This is a genomic window from Neohoeflea coraliihabitans (assembly GCF_019334345.1).
Classification (GTDB): Bacteria; Pseudomonadota; Alphaproteobacteria; order Rhizobiales; family Rhizobiaceae; genus Pseudohoeflea; species Pseudohoeflea coraliihabitans.
Genome location: NZ_JAHWQX010000002.1, coordinates 757,648 through 775,766, shown reverse-complemented (window position 1 = coordinate 775,766; position 18,119 = coordinate 757,648). Strand labels below are relative to the sequence as shown.

Genomic DNA, 18,119 nt, shown 5'->3' with positions numbered 1-18,119 from the left:
TCGAGATCGCCGCCTAAATCTGGCTTGGCAGCCACAGGACGATGGCCGGGAACGCCACGAGCAGGGCAATGGTGACCGCATCGGCGAGGAAGAACGGCGTGACGCCGCGGAAGACATCCTGCACCGTCAGATCATCGCGCACGCCGGCGACCACGAAACAGTTGAGCCCGATCGGCGGTGTGATCAGGCAGAATTCCGCCATCTTGACCACGAGAATGCCGAACCAGACAGCGCACATCGTTCCCGACATACCAAAGGTGCTCTCGGCCGCTGAAACGGCCTCGCCGCCATTCAGCGCCATTACCGCCGGATAGACCACCGGCAGCGTCAGCAGCATCATGCCGATCGCATCCATGAACATGCCGAGCACCGCATAGGATAAGAGGATGCAGACAAGGATCAGCATCGGCGGCAGGGTCAACGACGTGATCCAATCGGAAAAGGCGCCCGGCAGGTCGGCAAATCCAAGAAAGCGCACATAGATCAGGACGCCCCAGATGATGGTGAAGATCATCACCGACAATTTTGCTGATTCCAGCAGCGCATCTTTCAGTTGCGGCCAGCGCATCCCCTTGATCAACGCCATCACGAAGACCACGAAGGCGCCAAGTGCTCCGCCTTCCGTCGGCGTGCCCCACGCGTCGCCGCCAAATGGATTGTAGACGAAGAAGATGATGGTCACGACAACGAACAGGATCGGCAGAACCGGCGGCAGCGAAGCAAAGCGTTGACCCCAGGTGAAACCGCGCACCGGCGGTCCGAAGCCCTTGATCATCAGCGCCATGCCGATGATCAGCGCCGCATAGACAAAGGCGGAAAAAATGCCCGGCAGGAATCCCGCAAGCAGCAGGCGGCCGACATCCTGCTCGACAATGATCGCGTAGATGACGAGGATCGCCGACGGCGGGATCAGACTTGCGAGCGTCCCTCCGGCCGCCACCACCCCGGCTGCGAAGCGCTTGTCGTAGCCGATCGCCAGCATTTCGGGAATGGCGATGCGCGCGAACACCGCGGAGGTCGCGATCGAGGCCCCCGACACGGCGGCAAAACCGGCTGTGGCAAACACCGTGGAAACTGCCAACCCGCCCGGCACCCACGCCATCCAGCGTTTGGCTGCTTCGAACAACGCCTTGGTCAGCCCGGCGTGATAGGCGAGATAGCCGATCAGGATGAAGGTCGGAATCAGGCTCAACGCCTGGCTGGCCAGCTTCGAATGGGGAATTTGCCCGGCCGTCTTGGTCGCCACTGTCAGCGCCCAGAAGAAGGAGTCCGGATCATAGCCGCGCTTCGACCAGAAGATCCAGATCAGTCCGACGAGGCCGGACAGCGCGGCGGCAAAGGCCACGCGCATGCCAAGCACGACCAGAAGGAGAAGAAAGCCGGTCACGACGAGGCCGATATCGATGGAGCTCATGGGCGTTGACCCCGGCTGCCGGCATCTGACAAGTGTTCGGCTTCCATGGCGGCCTGCGCCGCGGCATCGACAATCAGCGGCACGGCGACCGGCGTTGCGGTGCCGGTAACGACCGCCCGGCCATAGGCCCAGACCTGCAGCACAAGCCGAAGGCACAATACGAAAAACGCCACCGGCGCAAGCAGCTTTGCCGGCCAGATCGGCAGGGCGATATCCATCGTGCTGTCGCGGCTCCACAGCGGCGCGGCAAAGTCGAAGCTGCGGGCAAAATGCGCCCAGGACCCCCACACCAGCAGAAGCATCAGAACAAGCAACGCCACGGTGGTGATCAGTTCGACGGCATACAAAGCACGCCCTTCAAGCATCGAGATGAACATGTCCATGCGGATGTGACCGCCGTCGCGCTGCGCAAAGGAAATGCCCATAAAGGCAATCAGCGGCATCGCCTGTTCGATCCAGTCGACATAGCCGGGCAGCGGCTGGCTGATGATGTTGCGACCGCCGACTGAAAGCACAGCAAGCAGCATCAGCGAGAAGATCGCCAGGCCGCTCAGCAGAGCGAGCTGCCGCTCGAGCGCATAGAGCGCACGATCGACCCGGCTCAGCCGGCTGTCGTCGCTAAGAACACGCGCACCGCCGGCCATGATGTTCCCCCGCACTTGTCATCGCTTGAAACGGTCGCGGCTCCCATTCAGGTGCCGCGACCGCGTGCCGATCAGTTCGACTGGCCGAGTTTTTCATTGACCAGATCGTAGAGCTCCTGCGCCGGCAGGCCGCGCTCTGACATTTCCTCGATCCAGGCCTCGGATGCCGGGCCGGCCACCTTGTCCTTGAAGGAGGCGATCTCTTCATCGGAGAAGGTCACCTTTTCGATCCCGCGCTCTTCAAGCGCCGGCCCCCAGGCAGCCATCGTCTTTTCGTTGTAGAACTCGATGTAATGATCAAGCGCTTCATCGACGGAGCCCATCAGGGCGTCACGATGCTCATCCGAAAGGGCTTCCAGCGCATCGGTGTTGACCACCACCGGGCAATTGACCGTTCCGGGATTGAGATTGGTCGTCCACCAATTGGCATTCTCGATGGTGCCGAAAGACATATGCGCGTGGGGCGCGAAGCTGGCTGCCTTGATGACACCGGAATCCATCGCCTGGCGCACTTCCGTCGCCGACATCGACTGCGGAACGGCGCCCACCGCTTCCATCGCCGAGCCGATACCGCCGGTGGCGCGCACCGTCAGACCTTCGAAATCGGCAAGCGCCCGGGGCGCCTCGCCGACACCTACGATGTTGTATTGGGGCAATGGCGACGGCATCAGCAACGTCGCATTCCAGCGCGCCAGATCCTCCTGCACCGCCGGGTGCTCATAGACCGCCATCGACACGTCGCGCTCCTGCTCGAGTGTCGAGACACCGAGGAACGGCAGTTCGAGCACGGTGATCGATGGGTTCTTGTCGCGGTGATAGCCGGCGCAGAATTGGGCCATTTCAAAGGCACCGATGGAAATGCCGTCGAGATTTTCACGGTTCTTCGACAGTCCGCCATAGCTCAGATTGAGCGTGAAATCGCCATTGGTCTTCTGATCGACCAGCTCCGCAAGCTTTTCGACATGTTCGGTGAAGGCCCGCCGCTTGCCCCACAAGGACACATTCCATTCAACCGCCATGGCCTCGCCGGCAAAGGCGAGTGCCGCCAACACTGCGCTGGTGCGCGCTATCATCATCTTCATGCTCTTCTCCCTCAGATCACATCTTGCGTATGACTGGCCCACCTTAACGGCTCAATTGCCGCATGCCACAAAAAAAGCCGGCGAAAACGCGTTCGCCGGCCATTTGCAATTGAAGCGATGCAATGCGCTTATTTGACTTCGGTCACGCGCAGATAGGGGCGGATCTCGTTCCAGCCCTGCGGGAAGAGATCCTTGGCCTGCTCATTGCTGATCGACGGCGGGATGATCACCTTGTCGCCCGGTCGCCAGTCGGCGGGCGTTGCCACCGAATTCTTGTCGGCCAGTTGCAGGGCGTCGATCACCCGCAGGATCTCATCGAAATTACGCCCGACATTCATCGGGTAGGTCAGCGTCAGGCGCACCTTTTTCTTCGGATCGATGATGAACACCGAGCGCACGGTGGCCGTGACGCTCTCATTGGGATGGATCATGTCGTAGAGCTGGGCGACCTTCAGATCCTTGTCGGCGACGATCGGGAAATTGAGGGTCGTGTTCTGCGTGTCGTTGATATCGGATGTCCATTTTTCATGTTCCGACACCGTGTCCGTGGAAAGGCCGAGCGGTTTGACATTGCGCTGGGAGAACGCGTCACCAAGCTTGGCCGTGCGGCCCATCTCGGTGGTGCAAACAGGCGTGAAGTCCGCCGGATGGCTGAAAAAGAACACCCATGAATCCCCGGCCCACTCGTGAAAATCGATCGGCCCGGCGGTCGTGTCGACCTGAAAATTCGGGGCTGTATCGCCAATACGCAAGGTCATGATTAATCCTTTCTCGGTTGCTTGTCGTGGCTCCGATGTGGTCCTTCGCCAGCGCCGCCACAAGGGGCGCGAGCAGCGATTGCATCACAGCGCGTTGATCGGCAGCTTCAGCATCGCGCGACCTTCGGCATCGCGGGGCACCTCTCCGGCGCGCATATTCACCTGCAAGGATGGCAGGATCAGTTTCGGCATCGACAGCGAGGCATCGCGTTTTGTCCGGAAGGCGATGAAATCCTCGCGTGACCGGCCCCCGCCGACATGAATATTGTGCCGCTTTTCTTCACCGACCGTGGTTTCCCAGCGGATGTCGCGGCCATTCGGCCCGTAATCGTGGCACATGAACAACCGCATTTGCTCAGGCAGCGCCAGCACCTTCTGAATCGAATCGTAGAGTTCGCCGGCATCTCCGCCTGGAAAATCGGCGCGCGCCGAACCGCCGTCCGGCATGAACAGCGTATCGCCGACAAAGGACGCATCGCCGATCACATGCACCATACAGGCCGGCGTATGTCCGGGCGTGTGCATTGCAAACGCCTGCATGTTGCCGATCTGGTAGCTGTCGCCATCCGCAAACAGGCGATCGAACTGTGAGCCGTCCCGCTGGAATTCCGTGCCCTCGTTGAAAATCTTGCCGAACGTCTCCTGCACCACCAGAATTTTCTCGCCAATGCCGATCTGGCCGCCGAGTTTCTCTTGGATATACGGCGCCGCGGACAGATGGTCGGCATGCACATGCGTCTCGATGATCCATTCAAGTGTCAGGCCGGCATTGCGGACATGCGCAATGATCCGATCCGCGCTGTCATGCGCAATTCGCCCCGCAGCATGGTCCATGTCGAGCACCGGATCGATGACGGCGCAGGCGGTCGATGCCGGGTCGCGCACCACATAGCTGATCGTGTTGCTTTCCGCGTCAAAAAACGCGGTCACGTCCGGGTGCAGATCCATGTCGACCCGGTCAGTGGGGGCAGGCGGGCTGGCGTTCATTGCACATTCCTCGCTTCAGGTGTTGATCAGTGCTGCCACCCGATCAAGCGCCAGCACATAGCCCTGCGTTCCGCATCCGGCGATCACCCCGTCGGCGCGTGCCGACACATAAGAGTGGTGGCGGAAGGCTTCACGCTTGTGGATGTTGGAAATGTGCACCTCGATCACCGGCCCGTCATAGGCGTTCAGCGCATCGAGAATGGCCACGGAACTGTGGGAGTAAGCGGCGGGATTGATAATGATCGCCGCGCATCTCTCGTTCGCTCCCTGGATCAGATCGACCAGTTCGCCCTCGCTGTTGGACTGTTGGAAATCGATCTCGAGGTCGAGCTCGCGCGCTTTCTCGGCGCAAGCAGAGTGCACATCGTCCAGTGTTCCCGTGCCGTAGATCTCGGGCTGCCGCTTGCCGAGCAGATTGAGATTGGGACCATTGAGTATAAGGATCGTCTTCGTCACGGCAGCGGCCTTTCATCGTCCGAACGTCCTCGAGCGGCTGCGCCGTTCACCGAACATCACCCTGTCTGTCCTACTTTCGGCCCGCAGCGTCAAGGCGCCGCCCTGTCGCACGGCTCGGTCAGAAGCTGGCCGGAAAGCTCAGTCGAGCGTGTAGGGGACGGTGCCGCGCTGGTTGGCATCGACATGCAGCCGGCGCTTCAACGGCGGCACCGCGCGTTGGTGGCAATTGGGACGCTCGCAAATGCGGCAGGAAATGCCGATCGGTTCGAAACTCGCCGCCTGGCTCGGGTCGAGATCATCGCCATAGACCAGTGCACTGGCATGGCTGATCTCGCACCCGAGTGCCAGGGCGTAGGTCTGAACCGGGTCGCGCCAGCCACCGGAGGCCTTGGTCACCGCCAGCGCCAGACACAGATAGCGGCTGCCATCGGGTGTTTCCGCCAACTGCCGGATAATGCGGTTCGGGGTCTCGAAGGCACGGTGCGCATTCCACAGCGGACAGGCCGAGCCAAAGCGCGCGAATTGCAGTTTCGTCGCCGAATGCCGCTTGGTGATGTTGCCAGCCTGATCGACGCGCGCAAAAAAGAATGGCACGCCCTTCAGTCCTGGCCGCTGCAGTGTCGACAGCCGATGCGCCACCTGCTCGATCGACGTGCCGAACCGGTCGGCCAGAAGCGTGAGGTCATGCCGCAGCGCCCCCGCCGCTTCGACAAAGCGCTGATAGGGCAGGATCGCGGCGCCGGCGAAATAATTTGCCAGGCCGATGCGGCAGATCGCCTTGGCATCCTCGGAGCGGAACGCCGCTTTCTCGATGATTTCCGTCATCATCGCCTCGTGCTCGATCAGTCCGATCTGATGCGCGATCTGGAACGCCTGTGTCGAACCGGCCATCCGCCCGTTCAACCACAGCACCCGGCTGACCGGCTCGAAGCGCCGCAGACGGCCGTTCTCCTCCGCGTCGCTGCCAATCGTCACGCGCACGCGATGCTGACGCTCGATGTGATCGGCCAGGCCACGCAGCGGGCTGCCGCGGCTTTTCTCGATCTGCGCCCCCAGCCGCTCGCCGGCAAGATCGAGTTCGTGGATATAGTTGTCGACATAATGAAAGAAGTCGCGCACTTCCTCGTAGGGAGTCGGTTCATTCAAGGCGCCGCTGCGCTCCAGCGTTTCATCGAGCTCGGCAAGCTGTTCGCCGGCCCGCCGCATCGCCTGATGCATGGTCAGGAAGGCGCGCGCGAATGTCGGCGCGTTCTGCACGACCAATTTGACGTCGGCCGCGCTTGGCTGTGCCGCGCCAACCAGCGGATCCGCCAGCGCCTCGGAGACGTCGGCAAGCATGCGCGCCGTATCCTGGTCCGAAAGACTGGCAATATCAACGGCGAAGTTCTCGGCCAGCGCCAGCAGGACGCTGGCACTGACATGCCGCTGATTGTTTTCGATCTGGTTGAGATAGCTCGTCGAGATGCCGAGCTTGCTGGCGAAGGCCGCCTGCGTCAGGCCCTCCGTTGTCCGGATGGCGCGGATCTTGCCGCCGATGAAAAGCTTGCGCGCCCGCATATTTGCAACTTTGCTATTTGCTGTATGCAATATTTGCTAAATCAACGTCTTCACACTTTCAACCCTGTTTCGCGGCGCCCCGCCGCGCTAAGGTATGAAAAAGTGACCATCAGCCAAAACCATCATTGGCTTCGGTGAAGTTCTTCACGCCCTTTAACGACGTCAGGGAGACGTGCATGCAGGAAATAATCGCCCAACTGGAAGAGCGCCGCGCCCAGGCGCGCCTCGGGGGTGGCCAGCGGCGTATCGACGCGCAACACGCCAAGGGCAAGTTGACGGCGCGCGAGCGGCTCGACGTGCTTCTCGATGACGGCTCGTTTGAAGAATACGACATGTACAAGACGCATCGATGCGTCGACTTCGGCATGGCCGAGCAAACCATCCCCGGCGACGGGGTGATTACCGGCTGGGGCACCATCAACGGCCGTCCGGTCTACGTGTTTTCTCAGGATTTTACCGTCTTCGGCGGTTCTCTCTCGGAAACCCATGCCGAGAAGATCTGCAAGATCATGGATCTCGCCGTGCAGAACGGTGCACCGTTGATCGGGCTGAACGATTCCGGCGGCGCCCGCATCCAGGAAGGCGTGGCCTCGCTTGGCGGGTATGCTGAGGTGTTCTGGCGCAATGTGCAGGCGTCCGGCGTCATCCCGCAGATCTCGGTGATCATGGGACCTTGCGCCGGCGGTGCCGTCTATTCGCCGGCGATGACCGATTTCATCTTCATGGTGCGCGACACCTCCTACATGTTCGTCACCGGTCCTGATGTGGTCAAGACGGTCACCAACGAGGTCGTGACAGCCGAAGAACTGGGTGGCGCCTCGACCCACACCAAGAAGTCATCGGTTGCCGACGGCGCGTTCGATAATGATGTCGAGGCCCTGCTGGAAATTCGCCGCATGTTCGACTTCCTGCCGCTCTCCAATCGCGAAGCAACCCCGGTCATACCGGTCAATGACGACCCCGATCGCGAGGAAATGTCGCTCGACACCTTGATCCCCGATAATCCGAACAAGCCCTATGATATGCAGGAGGTGATCGCCAAGGTTGCCGATGAGTCCGAGTTCTTCGAGATTCAGGCCGACCATGCCCGCAATATTCTCTGCGGCTTCATCCGTCTCAACGGCTCGACCGTCGGCGTTGTCGCCAACCAACCGATGGTTCTCGCCGGCTGTCTCGATATCGATTCAGCCAAGAAGGCCGGCCGCTTCGTCCGCTTCTGCGACGCCTTCAACATTCCGATCCTCACCCTGGTCGATGTTCCCGGCTTCCTGCCCGGCACCAGCCAGGAATATGGCGGCATCATCAAGCATGGCGCCAAATTGCTGTTCGCCTATGCCGAGGCGACAGTGCCGAAGGTCACCGTCATCACCCGCAAGGCCTATGGCGGCGCCTACGACGTCATGGCCTCCAAACACATTCGCGCCGATGTCAACTACGCCTGGCCGACGGCGCAGATTGCCGTTATGGGCGCCAAGGGCGCGACCGAGATCCTGTATCGTTCGGAACTGGGCGATGAAGACAAGATTGCCGCCCGCACCAGGGAATACGAGGACAGGTTTGCCAATCCTTTCGTTGCTGCGCAGCGTGGTTTTATCGATGAGGTGATCCTGCCCCATTCCACCCGCCGCCGTGTGCTCCGTGCCTTCGAGATGCTCAAGACCAAGAAGGTCACGGCGCCGGCGAAGAAGCACGACAACATTCCGCTGTAGGGGTCCAGATGCCAAAACTCCCGCCGATGACAAAGCACCGCGGCTTTCCCTCCGGATTGCCGGGCACCGGGTTCCAGTTCACCGTCCGGCGCGCCAATCCGAAGGGCGCCACGAAGATTTTCCAGCGCCCGCGCATGCATGATCGCACAGCCACCGAGAAACTGGCTGACACCGCCTTCCTGCATGCCATCTGGCACCAGTTCGGCGCCGAGCCTTTCGAACGCGGAAATCTCGATGCCGGCCGCATCTCGTGGCTCTTTGGCCGTGAATTGGTGCCGGCCGAAAATCCGTTTGATCCGCAATCCTACGAAGCGCTTTTGCGGATCGACGAATCCGTCGCGCGCAAAACCCATCCCGCCGCCTTCCAGGAAGTCCTCGAAGTATGACCGACAAACCCTTCTCCAAGATCCTCATCGCCAATCGCGGCGAGATCGCCTGCCGGGTGATCCGCACCGCGCGCCAGATGGGTATCCAGACCGTCGCCGTCTATTCGGATGCCGATCGCGATGCCGAGCATGTCAAAATGGCCCATGAGGCCGTGCATATCGGCCCGCCGCCGGCCAACCAGTCCTATCTCGTGGCCGAGAAGATCATCGCCGCCTGTCGGCAGACCGGCGCCGAGGCGGTGCACCCCGGCTATGGGTTCCTGTCCGAGCGCGCCTCGTTTTGCGCCGCGCTGGAGAAGGAAGGCATCATCTTCATCGGACCCAAGCCGCGCGCCATTGAGGCGATGGGTGACAAGATCACCTCCAAGAAGATCGCCGCCGAGGCCGGCGTCAGCACGGTGCCGGGTTTCATGGGCCTGATCGAGAATGCCGCCCACGCCGCAGAAATTGCCGGCGAGATCGGCTATCCGGTGATGATCAAGGCCTCGGCTGGCGGCGGCGGCAAGGGCATGCGCATCGCCTGGAGCGATGCCGAGGCGCGCGAGGGCTACGAGCGTTCGAAATCGGAGGCGGCGTCGTCTTTCGGTGATGACCGCATCTTCATCGAGAAATTCATCGAGGAGCCCCGCCACATCGAGATCCAGGTGCTCGCCGATGCCCATGGCAACGCCATTTATCTCAATGAGCGTGAATGCTCCATCCAGCGCCGCAACCAGAAGGTCGTCGAGGAAGCGCCTTCTCCCTTTCTCGATGCCGAGACACGCCGCGCGATGGGCGCCCAATCGGTGGCGCTCGCCCAGGCTGTCGAGTACCAGTCGGCGGGCACGGTCGAGTTCATCGTCGACAAGAACCGCAATTTCTACTTTCTCGAAATGAACACCCGCCTTCAGGTGGAGCACCCGGTGACAGAGCTGATCACCGGCATTGATCTCGTCGAGCAGATGATCCGCATTGCCGCCGGAGAACATCTGGCCATCGGTCAGGACGATGTGAAGATCAATGGTTGGGCCATCGAATGCCGGCTGTACGCCGAGGATCCCTATCGCAATTTCCTGCCCTCCATCGGCCGCCTGACCCGCTATCGCCCGCCTCAGGAGATCAGCGAGGAGGACGAGAATGTGCGCAATGACACCGGCGTCACCGAGGGATCCGAGATTTCGATGTTCTATGATCCGATGATCGCCAAGCTCTGCACCCATGCGCCCGACCGCCTGACGGCGATCGATGCCATGGCGGAAGCGCTCGACCGCTTCGAGGTCGAGGGCATCGGTCACAACATCCCGTTTCTCTCCGCCCTCATGGCGCATCCGCGCTGGCGCCGCGGCGATATCACGACGGCCTTTATCGCCGAGGAATATCCCGAAGGCTTCGCGCCCCCGGCGCCGGACGCTGCGCAGACCCGCGATTTTGCCGTCGCAGCGGCTCTGCTCGCTCACATCCAGGGCGAGCGCAATGCACGCATTTCCGGTGCCCGCTTCAATCAGGCAGCGCGCCGTGCCCGCGAGGAGAAGGTGGTTCGCCTGGCCGGTCGCGACCTGCGTGTCTCCATCAGCGATGCGGACGGAGCGTTTGACGTTGCCTTGGAAGGTGAGCCGGTCGGCCCCGTTGCGACATCCTGGATGCCGGGCGATAGTTTGGCCGAAATCGCCACCGGCGACCGCACCGTGGTCTACAAGGTCAAGCCGATCGCCGGTGGTTTCAGCCTGCGTCATGCCGGTATCGATCTGAAGGCACAGGTTTATGCGCCGCGCATCGCCGAACTCGCTGCTCTGATGCCGGAGAAACTCGCGCCGGACACGTCCAACCTGCTGCTTTGCCCGATGCCTGGCCTGATCGTCTCGCTCCACGTTGCCGAGGGTGACGAGGTCGAGGAAGGCCAGACACTCGCCATTGTCGAGGCAATGAAGATGGAGAATGTGCTGAAGGCTGAGAAGAAAGCCAAAGTTGCCCGCATCCCGGTGCAGGCTGGCGACAGTCTGGCCGTTGATGAGGTGATCATGGAGTTCGAAAAATGACGCCGACCAAGCGCGACTGGCTCGACCTTGCCAGCAAGGACCTCAAGGGCACCGATCCGCAAAGCCTGGACTGGCACACGCCCGAAGGCATCACCGTCAAGCCGCTTTACACCTCCGAGGACGTGCCGCAGGCGGCTTTGGAAGAGCTGCCCGGTTTCGCGCCCTTCACGCGCGGCATACGCTCAACCATGTATGCCGGCCGGCCCTGGACCATTCGCCAATATGCCGGCTTTTCCACCGCCGAGGAATCCAACGCCTTCTACCGCAAGAACCTCGCAGCGGGGCAGAAGGGGCTGTCGGTCGCCTTCGATCTCGCCACCCATCGCGGCTATGATTCCGATCATCCGCGTGTTCTCGGCGATGTCGGCAAGGCGGGTGTCGCGATTGATTCTGTCGAGGACATGAAAATCCTGTTCGATGGCATTCCGCTCGGCGAGATGAGTGTGTCGATGACCATGAATGGCGCCATTATCCCGGTGCTCGCCATGTTCATCGTCGCCGGCGAGGAACAGGGGGTCGACCGCAAGGCGCTGACGGGCACGGTGCAGAACGACATTCTCAAGGAGTTCATGGTCCGCAACACCTATATCTACCCGCCCGAACCCTCGATGCGCATCGTCGCGGACATCATCGCCTACACGGCTGAAGAGATGCCGCGCTTCAACTCCATTTCAATCTCCGGCTATCACATGCAGGAAGCCGGGGCGACGCTGGCGCAGGAACTGGCCTACACGCTCGCAGATGGCATGGAATATGTCCGCGCCGCCATGGCCAAGGGCCTCGACATCGATGCCTTTGCCGGCCGGCTGTCGTTTTTCTTCTGCATTGGCATGAATTTCTTCATGGAAGCGGCCAAGCTGCGCGCCGCCCGCCAGCTCTGGGCAAAGATCATGACCGAGTTCGGCGCCAAGTCCGACCGTTCGAAAATGCTGCGCACCCATTGCCAGACCTCCGGCGTGTCGCTGACCGAGCAGGACCCCTACAACAACGTCGTGCGCACCGCCTTCGAGGCGATGGCCGCCGTGCTCGGCGGCACCCAGTCGCTGCACACCAATTCCTTTGACGAGGCGATCGCCCTGCCGACCGAGTTCTCGGCGCGCATTGCGCGCAATACGCAGCTGATTCTCGCGCACGAAACCGGCGTGACGAAGGTTGTCGACCCGCTCGGCGGCTCCTTCTATGTCGAAGCGCTGACCAAAGATCTTGTCGATAAGGCCTGGGAACTGATCCAGGAGGTCGAGGCCGCCGGCGGCATGACGAAGGCGGTCGAGCAGGGCCTGCCGAAAATGCGCATCGAGGAAGCGGCCGCCCGCCGTCAGGCACGCGTCGATCGCGGCGACGATGTCATTGTCGGGGTCAACCGGTTCCGGCTCGAGGATGAACTTCCCGTCGATATTCTCAACATCGACACCGACAAGGTGCGCCAGTCGCAAGTGGCGCGGCTGCAGAAAATGCGCGACAGCCGCGATCCGCAGATATGTGAGAAAGCGCTCGCGGCGCTTGAGGACGTGGCGCGCTCGGCAAAGGGCAATCTGCTTGCCGCCGCCGTCGATGCGGCGCGCGCCCGCGCTTCGCTCGGGGAGATTTCAGATGCCATGGAACGCGGCTTCGGCGGCCGCCATGTCGCCGTCACACGGGTGATCTCCGGTGTCTATGACGATGCCTATGGCGATGATCCGCAATACGGCATCATCCGCGAGCGTATTGCCGCCTATCGCGCTGAAAACGGCCGCCAGCCGCATGTGCTGGTGGCCAAGATGGGGCAGGATGGCCATGACCGCGGCGCCAAGGTGATTGCCACCGCCTTTGCCGATATGGGCTTCAAGGTCGATATCACCGACATGTTCGAGACCCCGCAGGAGGTTTGCGACAAGGCGCTGGCGCTCGGCGTTGACGTGGTCGGTGTGTCGTCGCTGGCAGCCGGCCACAAATCGCTCGTGCCCGATCTGATCCGGCGGTTGCGCGACGCGGGCGGAGAGGAGGTCACCGTGGTTGTCGGCGGGGTCATCCCCGAACAGGATTACGACTTCCTCCGCCAGGCAGGGGTTGCCGAGATTTTCGGGCCGGGTTCGAATGTGCTTGATGCGGCCGCGGCCGTCCTGGCACGCATTGAAGGCGTGCGGCGCAACATCTGATCGGCGAGGGTTTACGCCTCCCAATCTGGAGGGGGCGATCAGCGCCGGTCAGCGCTGATCAAATACCGTCAGGCAACGTCGCGCCAGCGCTCCGCCTGCACGAACGCCATCAGCCGCCCTGCAGGCATCGGCGGCGCAAACGCAAAACCCTGCAGCGTATCGCAGCCCAGATCGCGCAGGATGTCGACATGATCGCGCGTTTCGACCCCTTCGGCGACGACCTTGATATCCAGCGAATGCCCGATCTCGATGATCGACGCCACCAGCCGGCGCTGACTGGACGAGGCAACGATCGGCTCGATCAGGCGCCGGTCGATCTTCAGCCGCGTCGGACGCAGCTGCAGCAGACTGATGATCGAGGCGTAGCCGGTGCCGAAATCATCGATCTCGATCTCGATCCCCAATGCCTTGATGCGCTCGATATTCTGTGTCGCGATCTCGTTGCTGTCGTCGAGGAAGATCGATTCCAGCAATTCGAAAGACAGGGTCCCCGGTTCGATATTCAGCTTATCCAGGCGATCAAGCAGTTCCCCGTCATTGAGCTGCCCGGCGGAGATATTGACCGACATTTTCGGGATGTTCAGGCCTGCGGCCCGCCAGCGCGTGTTTTGCCACAGCGCCTGTTCGAGAATGGTGCGGTCGATCATCGGCACGACGTTCAGCTCGTCAGCGACACGCAGGAAATTTTCCGGTGGCAGCACGCCCTCCTCGGGATGCTCCCAGCGCGCCAGCGCCTCCACACCGGTGATGTCGAGCGTCTGGGCATCGAACTGCGGCTGGAAATAGGGCAGGAATTCGCCGCGATCGAGCCCGTTGAGGATCTCGTCGGCGACCTGCTTGTCGCGCACGACTTCCGTCTTCAGGCTGCTTGAGAAAAATTCGACGCGGTTGCGGCCTTCGCTCTTGGCCCGGTACAGCGCGATATCGGCGTCAACCAGCAGCCGGCTGCCCTCTTTCTCGCTGTCCTCGCCCGCCATGACGATGCCGATGCTCGCCCCGAAACGGCACGCATGTCCCTGGAAGGGCACCGGTTTGCGCATCTCTTCGACCATCCGGCCCGCCCGCTCGGCAAGGTCTGCCTCGACGATGGAGGACATGGTCGCAATCACGAATTCATCACCGCCGATGCGCATCACATGATCGCAATCCCGCATGTTGGCTTTCAGGATGCCGGCGGCGTGAATGAGCATCGCATCACCGGCGGCATGGCCGAGCGTGTCGTTGATCTGTTTGAAGCGGTCGAGATCGACATGCATCAGGGCGGTCGGCCGACAACCCTCGCGCCCGTCCAGCAGCCGGTCGAGAAAGCGGCGATTGGGCAGGCCGGTCAGGGCGTCATGCAGCGCGTTGTGCTCCATCTGGGCCCGCGCTTCCTCCAGCTGGCGATTGCGCCACTCGGCGTTCTGCCGCGCATCGACCAGCCGCGTCTTCATTTCGATGTCTGCTGAAACGTCCCAGTTGACGCCGATGATGAAGCGATGACCGCCGATATTATCGTGCACGGCGCCGATGGTGCGGATCCAGCGCGTCGCGCCATTCGGCAGACGCACCCTGAACTCCGAGTGATAGGTGCCGTCGGCCGAAATCGCCTCCTCGAAATCGCGGATCGCCTGTTCCTTGTCATTGGGATGGATGGCATTGGCCCAGTGATCCACCTCGATCGTCTCGACAGAGCTGTCGATGCCGTAAAGCTCGCGCATCCGCTCGTCCCAGCGCAGCTCCGATGTGTCGAGATTGAGTTCCCAGACTGCGATCCGCGATGTGTCGAGCGCCACATTCAGCCGTTGCGACAGTTTCAGCATTTCCTGCTGCCGGCGGTTGAGCTCGCGCAGATGCGCGCGGCGCTGGTCGTAGAGATAGCCGGCGGCGGCAATCGGCGAGATCACCAGAAGCGCCGCCAAAAGCACCAGCAGGCGGATCTCCCAGACGCCGTCGGGAGTTGGCGCCCAGCCCCCCTTCGGGATTGCCGAAAGGCGCCAGGCCCCGCTCGGCAGCGAAACCTCGAATTGCACCGGATCGCTGTCCAGCACCGCTTGCGTACCGAAAAACACCTCCGGATTGCTGACATCGGTATCGCGGCCGGAAAGCGCCACGTCGAGGGCGAGTTCGGGGTCAAGCAGCCCGCTGGCGGAATAGAGTTTATCGACATCGACCACCGCCGACACCAGCCCCCACAGCCGCTCCCGGTTATCACGATCCCTGACGAAAACCGGGAACCGGCCGATAAAGCCCTGGCCGCCCTGCAACAGGTCCACCGGCCCGGCCAGCACCATCTGCCGCGAATTGATCGCCTGCTCCGCCGCGGCCCATTGCGCCCCGCTCTTGCGATAATTCAGTCCGATCGCCTTCTCATTGCCTTCCATCGGATGCATCAGGCTGATCACCAGCCCTGGCGCGGCGGCGATGTTGCGCAATTGTGAATGCTCGCCGAGCAGATTGGCAGCCATGGCGCTGAACTGCTCCTGGTTCAGATTCGGCTGCGTGGCAATGACGGCGACAAGGCCGCGCACCAGTTGCAGGTTGGAATTGATATGCATTTCCAGCCGCGCACGCAGCGCTCCGAGCTGTTCGTTGACGCGAGCGCGCGCGCTCTGGTCATGCACCATTCGGTTCTGATGCTCGGCAAACATCCCGGCAATGACGCTGACACAAAGCGCAATCACCACTGCAATCGTGCTTGGACGCAGAAGAATCCGGGTAATTTTACGCGTGTAACTTTTTCTCGTGACCATTACTGCCCCTGCGCGATGGGAACGGAAGCTCCCCGCCGGGAACGATACCCGGACAATCTATCTGCACAGGAGCTAATAAAACCTTTTCGATAAGCGCTTATCCGAGAAAATTCGCTGGGAAATCATAATATTAGTTGTAATAAACACGTATTGGCGCGTGTCAAACTTCACAGGAACCTTGTCGAAGCCATGTCGTGAGCCAAAAAAAACCCCGGCGGCCTGCGCCACCGGGGTTGCGTGCCCCGTACTTGGGGCGTCGCAGGGTCTGCCGTTTTACGAGATCACGTAGACGATCTCGTTGGTGGACGGCGCCACGATCACCGTCTCGCCGGTGGCAGTCACGAAGTAGCGGTAGTTCGAATAGACCGGCACCACTTCGATGGCCGTGGCCGGCAGCGGATTGAGCACCACCGTATCCGGCACGGTTGCGCCGATCGTCACTTCGAAATCGACATCGACCGGGTCAGTCTCGGCCTCGGCAAACACCGTGCGCAGCCGGTCTTCCTTCTCGGCATCGACGCGGACGCTGGCCGTGGTTTCCTTCGAGGGTTTCATCTGGCCGGGCGCCACGTCCTTGGCGGCATCGACAACGTCATTCTTCTTCAATTGGCCCGGTGCGCGGTCGGTGGCTTCAACGCCTTCCGCCGTCTTCTTCACTTGGCCGGGAGCTTCGCTCGAGGCGCTCATTTCGCTCGATGTCTTGACCTTGCCGGTTGCATCGAGATCGGCAGCGTCGCTCGAGGCTTTCACGTCGCCGGAAACATTGCCGCGTGCCTTCACGCCGTTATCGTCCTTCTTGATGATGCCGGAGGCACCTGCGGCTGCCGTTCCTTCGCTGGCGGCAAAGGCCGGCGCCGTCAGCGAGGCGCTGGCGAGAAGGGCGGCGGTGGTGGTCAGTGCGAGAAACTTCTTCATGGGAAAACTCCTTTTTTCCGTTTCCGATGTCCCACAATGCAAGCCCTCCACCGATCGTTCCAAAAAACTTCAGTGCATTGGAAACACATCGTTTTTCGCGTTGAAATAGAGGTTTGACCGCCCGCCACAGCATGATCACGAGACCGTCACGCTGGTGCCATTTTTCACGCCTCCGCGCGGATGAATCATTTTGCCATTAACCGCGCGGAGGGTGAGGCTGTGGTTGCGCCAGACCGGCGGGGCCGCTAGCGGGCAATCTCGCGCAGATGTCTTGCAGCATCTGGCAATCGTTCAAGGCTCGCGGCGATCCGTTCGCGCCAGCGCGGGCCGCGCTCCTCCGCCTCGGCATGCGCTTCGCGCAATTCGTCGGGCCGCAATTCGGCAAGAGCGGAGATCAGGAAATCGGCCTGGGCCCGATCCTTGCGCGCCTTCAGATCGTCCGCGCCGCCCTGCCTGCGCTCCGCGACGATGAGCTTGTGGATGGCGAAACGCTCCGGTCGCGGGATCTGGACCAGGACGCCCGACCGGTACAGCGAGATCGCCGGAATGGGGTCGGCGAGCAGATAGTCGAGATGATGCAGGGCCTGCGCGCTGACGCCGAGCGCCGGAAGCTCACGAATGCCTTCCTCGCCATGCGCGGGCATGAGGAATTCGACCAGCGTCTCTCCGCTCGTCTGCTCCCAGCGCCAGACGCGGCCACGCTCGAGAGCAGGCATCGGCCGGAATTTCAGTTCGGAAAAGACCTTCTCCAGCGGCTCACTGACGCTGTCGCCGATGGCAAATGAAAGCCGCTCGAAGCTGCCGACATCGATGCCGCCGGTCTGGGCAAGCTGGTCGAAGCCCAGTCTGACCCCCAATTCGCCCTCATAATGGCGGAAGGCCACCGTGCCGATCAGCGTCCCGCCTGAGCGGAAGACACCGACCCGCGCGAATGCCGACAGCAGGCTGCCGGTTTTGGCATCGAGCGGCGCAAAACCCTCGGCGCGCAGGATGCGGACCAGCCGGGTCCGCTCGGCGCGGCGTCGTTCCGCCTCGGCCTTGAGCCCGTCCAGCCTTTCGAACCGCTGACGAAGCGCCTCCGAATCCGGCCCGATATAGCGTTGCGCCATGTCGGTGCCGACCCGGTACTTATCGTACCAGAAAATGCGATTCTTGACGGTCACCCGCGTCGGCGTGCCGACGATCTCGGCTGCGCGCTCGTCTTGCAGGTTGCGCAGCAGATCATGATAGGCGGCCAGCGCGATCTGGCTGTGATGGCTGATGTCAGGCATGTTCGTTATACAGCAAAAACATTTTGTGCTGTATAACTACTTGATATCCGATTATACA

14 protein-coding genes are annotated in these 18,119 nt (G+C 61.7%); 4 read left to right on the top strand and 10 right to left on the bottom strand.

From position 1 onward, the window contains the following. Nucleotides 1–13: 13 nt before the first annotated feature. The 7 genes from KY465_RS09615 to KY465_RS09585 all read right to left on the bottom strand — a co-directional run bounded on the left by KY465_RS09615 (nt 14) and on the right by KY465_RS09585 (nt 6,898). Nucleotides 14–1,414: a TRAP transporter large permease gene (locus KY465_RS09615; protein ID WP_219201437.1), complete on the bottom strand. Its 1,401-nt coding sequence runs from the start codon at nt 1,412–1,414 to the stop codon at nt 14–16. Further along, a complete protein-coding gene (locus KY465_RS09610) occupies nt 1,411–2,058 on the bottom strand; it encodes a TRAP transporter small permease subunit (RefSeq protein ID WP_219201436.1) in 648 nt (215 codons plus the stop codon). Before KY465_RS09610 ends, KY465_RS09615 begins: the two co-directional genes overlap by 4 nt. 71 nt (nt 2,059–2,129) lie before the next feature. Beyond that, nucleotides 2,130–3,140 (bottom strand): C4-dicarboxylate TRAP transporter substrate-binding protein, encoded by a 1,011-nt coding sequence (locus tag KY465_RS09605; RefSeq protein WP_219201435.1) that lies wholly within the window; start codon nt 3,138–3,140, stop codon nt 2,130–2,132. Nucleotides 3,141–3,268: 128 nt separating this feature from the next. Next, nucleotides 3,269–3,898 carry a peroxiredoxin gene (locus KY465_RS09600; protein WP_219201434.1) on the bottom strand — a complete coding sequence of 210 codons (630 nt, stop codon included), beginning with the start codon at nt 3,896–3,898 and terminating at the stop codon, nt 3,269–3,271. Nucleotides 3,899–3,982: 84 nt separating this feature from the next. After that, complete coding sequence (locus tag KY465_RS09595) at nt 3,983–4,885, bottom strand: MBL fold metallo-hydrolase (RefSeq protein WP_255561550.1); 903 nt, start codon at nt 4,883–4,885, stop codon at nt 3,983–3,985. A gap of 15 nt (nt 4,886–4,900) precedes the next feature. Then, the gene (gene aroQ / locus KY465_RS09590) at nt 4,901–5,341 is read right to left on the bottom strand and encodes a type II 3-dehydroquinate dehydratase (RefSeq protein WP_219201433.1); all 441 of its coding nucleotides are present in this window, start codon (nt 5,339–5,341) and stop codon (nt 4,901–4,903) included. 138 nt (nt 5,342–5,479) lie between these two features. Next, complete coding sequence (locus KY465_RS09585; protein ID WP_219201432.1) at nt 5,480–6,898, bottom strand: helix-turn-helix domain-containing protein; 1,419 nt, start codon at nt 6,896–6,898, stop codon at nt 5,480–5,482. A 176-nt stretch (nt 6,899–7,074) separates the two neighbouring features. Between KY465_RS09585 and KY465_RS09580 the strand changes: the two genes are divergently transcribed. The 4 genes from KY465_RS09580 to scpA are packed head-to-tail and all read left to right on the top strand — an operon-like array spanning nt 7,075 to nt 13,143. Then, nucleotides 7,075–8,607, top strand: coding sequence for an acyl-CoA carboxylase subunit beta (locus KY465_RS09580; protein WP_219201431.1), 1,533 nt, complete (start codon nt 7,075–7,077; stop codon nt 8,605–8,607). 8 nt (nt 8,608–8,615) lie between these two features. Further along, complete coding sequence (locus tag KY465_RS09575; RefSeq protein WP_219201430.1) at nt 8,616–8,993, top strand: hypothetical protein; 378 nt, start codon at nt 8,616–8,618, stop codon at nt 8,991–8,993. Next, complete coding sequence (locus KY465_RS09570) at nt 8,990–11,008, top strand: acetyl-CoA carboxylase biotin carboxylase subunit (RefSeq protein WP_219201429.1); 2,019 nt, start codon at nt 8,990–8,992, stop codon at nt 11,006–11,008. Before KY465_RS09575 ends, KY465_RS09570 begins: the two co-directional genes overlap by 4 nt. Further along, complete coding sequence (gene scpA / locus KY465_RS09565) at nt 11,005–13,143, top strand: methylmalonyl-CoA mutase (RefSeq protein WP_219201428.1); 2,139 nt, start codon at nt 11,005–11,007, stop codon at nt 13,141–13,143. The genes KY465_RS09570 and scpA overlap by 4 nt, the downstream gene beginning before the upstream one ends. Nucleotides 13,144–13,211: 68 nt before the next feature. On the opposite strand, the gene KY465_RS09560 is transcribed toward scpA, so the two are convergent. From KY465_RS09560 to KY465_RS09550, 3 genes are all read right to left on the bottom strand, one after another. Next, nucleotides 13,212–15,806 (bottom strand): bifunctional diguanylate cyclase/phosphodiesterase, encoded by a 2,595-nt coding sequence (locus KY465_RS09560; RefSeq protein ID WP_346432618.1) that lies wholly within the window; start codon nt 15,804–15,806, stop codon nt 13,212–13,214. A 342-nt stretch (nt 15,807–16,148) separates the two neighbouring features. Then, entirely contained in the window at nt 16,149–16,790 is a 642-nt protein-coding gene (locus KY465_RS09555; protein WP_219201426.1) for a DUF1236 domain-containing protein, read from the bottom strand. A gap of 245 nt (nt 16,791–17,035) precedes the next feature. Beyond that, nucleotides 17,036–18,061, bottom strand: coding sequence for a nucleotidyltransferase family protein (locus tag KY465_RS09550; protein ID WP_219201425.1), 1,026 nt, complete (start codon nt 18,059–18,061; stop codon nt 17,036–17,038). Nucleotides 18,062–18,119: the final 58 nt, after the last annotated feature.